This is a genomic window from Gilliamella sp. Fer4-1 (assembly GCF_001690515.1).
GTDB lineage: Bacteria > Pseudomonadota > Gammaproteobacteria > Enterobacterales > Orbaceae > Gilliamella > Gilliamella apicola_C.
The window spans coordinates 1-3,358 of record NZ_LZGZ01000311.1 but is presented as its reverse complement, the minus strand read 5'-3'; the positions used below and the strand labels follow the sequence as shown (position 1 = coordinate 3,358).

The following is a 3,358-nucleotide window of genomic DNA, read 5'->3' as shown; positions in this document are numbered from 1 at the left end:
ACTGCCATCAAACGCAAAACGCAATTTGCGTGACCCAATGAAAAACAACAGCAACAAAGTTTTAATTGCCGCTTTTGGGTTAGCTATTTTACTTGGTATTGGCGCAATGGGCGGTTGGTTATGGCACAAAGGTTATTTAGAACACTATATCGAACTACAAAAGCAAGAAAAAAACCAAGATAATACAACGAATGATAAATAAAAATCATTTTATAAAACAATTCATTAAAAAATTGCCGATAATAGTCGGCAATTTTTTATCAATAATTAATGCTGATAAACTGGTAATCGACGGCAAATAGTTAACACTTTTTCTTTCACTGTTTGAATGGTTTGTTCATCATCAATATTGTCTAACACATCACAAATCCAATTGGCCAAATCACGTGATTCGGCTTCTTTAAAGCCTCGACGAGTAATAGCTGGTGTACCAATACGCACACCCGATGTTACAAATGGGCTTTGCGGATCTTTAGGTACGCTATTTTTATTAACAGTAATATTAGCACTACCCAAAGCGGCATCAGCTTCTTTACCTGTAATATTTTTGTCGACTAAATCAATTAAGAATAGGTGATTGTTTGTTTCACCAGATACCACTTTATAACCACGATTTAAAATCACTTCCACCATAGCTTTAGCATTGTTAACTACTTGATGTTGATATTGTTTATACGCAGGTTCCATGGCTTCTTTTAATGCAACAGCTTTAGCTGCAATCACATGCATTAAAGGACCGCCTTGTGCCCCTGGGAAAACCGCTGAATTTAGTTTTTTATATAAGTCCTCACTACCACCTTTAGCTAAAATTAATCCCCCTCGTGGGCCTCCTAGGGTTTTATGTGTTGTAGTGGTAACAACATGCGCATAAGGAACAGGATTTGGATAAACGCCCGCTGCAACTAAACCTGCTACATGCGCCATATCTACAAATAAGTAAGCGCCTACACTATCGGCAATTTCGCGCATACGCTTCCAATCAACTATGCCCGAGTAAGCCGAAAATCCGCCAATAATCATTTTAGGTTTTGAGGCTTGAGCAATGTTAGCCAGCTGTTGATAATCAATATGACCAGAATCATCAACACCATAAGAAACAACATGATAAAGTTTGCCTGAAAAGCTCACTGGCGAACCATGCGTTAAATGACCTCCCTCGGATAAATTCATACCTAAAACGGTATCCCCTGTTTTTAACAGTGCCATATAAACCGCAAAATTAGCTTGTGAACCCGAATGCGGTTGCACATTGGCATAGTCCGCACCAAATAACTCCTTAGCACGCTCTATTGCTAATTTTTCAACAATATCAACATATTCACAACCACCATAATAGCGTTTGCCAGGATAACCTTCAGCATATTTATTGGTAAGTTGTGAGCCTTGCGCTTGCATTACTCGTGGGCTGGTATAGTTCTCTGATGCGATCAGTTCAAGATGATCTTCTTGACGCTGTTCTTCGCCTTTAATGGCATTCCACAATTCCTTATCATAATCGGCAATAGTCATATCTTTACTAAACATGTTGACTCCTTATTGTTCATTGCATTAGTCTTAAAGGCTTTGCTATACATAGTGTATAAAAATATTACTGTCAGTTATCCTTACTTAATTAACGTGCGATTTCAATCTTTTTTTAAGGTTATAAAAAAAATTTATGACAAATCGATATCAAGAATAACGCATTTACAAATCACCATTAAAATAGTGGTTTAATGTGGATATCTTTAATATTTTCAAAAACAAGGAAGTATTTGCATACTGTGAATAAAAGACCGCCAAAAAAGAGTGCATTTTTACCTCTAAAAGTTGTTCAGAAAAGCTATTGATTTTATTCATTTTTTAATTGCATTTACTTACCAATGCAAAACGAACTAAATATACGGCCTAATAAGTCATTGGAGGTAAATTCTCCCGTGATTTCGCTTAAAGCTTCTTGAGCTAACCTTAGCTCTTCAGCTAACAATTCACCAGCATGAAAAACAACGAGTTGATGTTTGCCATTGTTTAAGTGCTGAGCGGCCTTTTCGAGTGCTTGTAGGTGGCGGCGGCGTGCTAAAAATCCTCCCTCGGTACTACTGGTATAGCCCATGGCTTGTTTTAGATGATCTCGTAGCAGTTCTATTCCCTCACCTGTTCGTGCAGATAGTTGGATCTGCGAGTAACCATTTGCTTCGCTATAACCTAGCGATTCGCCAGTTAAATCTGCTTTATTGCGAATAACAGTAACAGGCAAATTTTTAGGTAAGCGTTCAATAAATTCTGGCCATAATTTTTCGGGATTGGATTCGGTCGTTGTTGTGCTGTCGACCATAAACAATACTCTATCTGCTTGTTCAATTTCTTGCCAAGCTCGCTCAATACCAATTCGCTCCACTTCATCACTGGCTTCACGTAGACCTGCGGTGTCAATAATATGTAACGGCATACCATCGATATGAATATGTTCACGTAGTACATCTCGGGTCGTTCCTGCTATATCAGTCACTATGGCGGCATCACGCCCTGCTAGTGCATTAAGCAAACTGGATTTACCTGCATTAGGGCGCCCAGCAATGACTACCTTCATTCCTTCTCGTAACAGTGTTCCTTGCTTAGCTTCTTGGCGAACTTCAGCTAAGCGAGTAATTACTTCATTTAGCTGAGCCTCAATTTTACCATCCGATAAAAAGTCTATTTCTTCTTCAGGAAAATCAATTGCTGCTTCGGTAAAAATGCGTAAATGGATTAATGATTCAACCAGTGTATTTACTTTTTTAGAAAATACACCTTGCAAAGATGATATTGCAGATTTTGCTGCTTGTTCCGAACTTGCATCAATTAAATCAGCAATGGCTTCTGCTTGGGCAAGATCTAGTTTATCATTTAAAAATGCGCGCTCTGAAAATTCACCAGGATGTGCAATACGGACATTAGGCACTTCCAGAACTCGTTTTAACAATAAATCGAGAATAACTGGCCCGCCATGCCCTTGTAGCTCAAGCACATCTTCGCCAGTGAATGAATGTGGATTTGGAAAAAATAAAGCGATACCTTCATCTAAAGTTGAACCATCTGATGCTAAAAAAGGTAAATAATCAGCGTGGCGTGGTTTAGGTAATTTACCTAATATAGATTGAGCTACTGCTCGGGCTTGAGATCCCGAAATACGTAAAATCCCAACACCTCCACGGCCAGGTGGGGTTGCCTGTGCAACAATAGTATCTAAATTCATATGTATTAATTTCTAAATTAAATAGCAATGTGCCATAATATCATGGACAAGATGCCAAAAACAGCTACTGCTTACTTATCTAGTGATGATAAGAATGAGCTATATTCAAAAAATATATAAAAGAATCAAAAGATTTGATAAGTT

At 38.2% G+C, this 3,358-nt stretch carries 3 protein-coding genes; 1 reads left to right on the top strand and 2 read right to left on the bottom strand.

What is annotated here, in order from left to right; translation table 11 throughout:
* Positions 1-202, top strand: a 202-nt coding sequence (locus A9G30_RS13040; RefSeq protein ID WP_218057850.1) for a hypothetical protein, incomplete at its 5' end; no start/stop codon positions are given.
* A 65-nt stretch (positions 203-267) separates the two neighbouring features.
* Here the strand turns inward: A9G30_RS13040 and glyA are convergent.
* Together glyA and mnmE are read right to left on the bottom strand one after the other, a co-directional pair.
* Positions 268-1,524, bottom strand: a complete 1,257-nt coding sequence (glyA, locus tag A9G30_RS10500) for a serine hydroxymethyltransferase (RefSeq protein WP_065588920.1) — start codon at positions 1,522-1,524, stop codon at positions 268-270.
* 328 nt (positions 1,525-1,852) lie between these two features.
* Complete coding sequence (gene mnmE, locus A9G30_RS10495) at positions 1,853-3,214, bottom strand: tRNA uridine-5-carboxymethylaminomethyl(34) synthesis GTPase MnmE (protein WP_065588919.1); 1,362 nt, start codon at positions 3,212-3,214, stop codon at positions 1,853-1,855.
* Between the last annotated feature and the right edge of the window lie 144 nt (positions 3,215-3,358).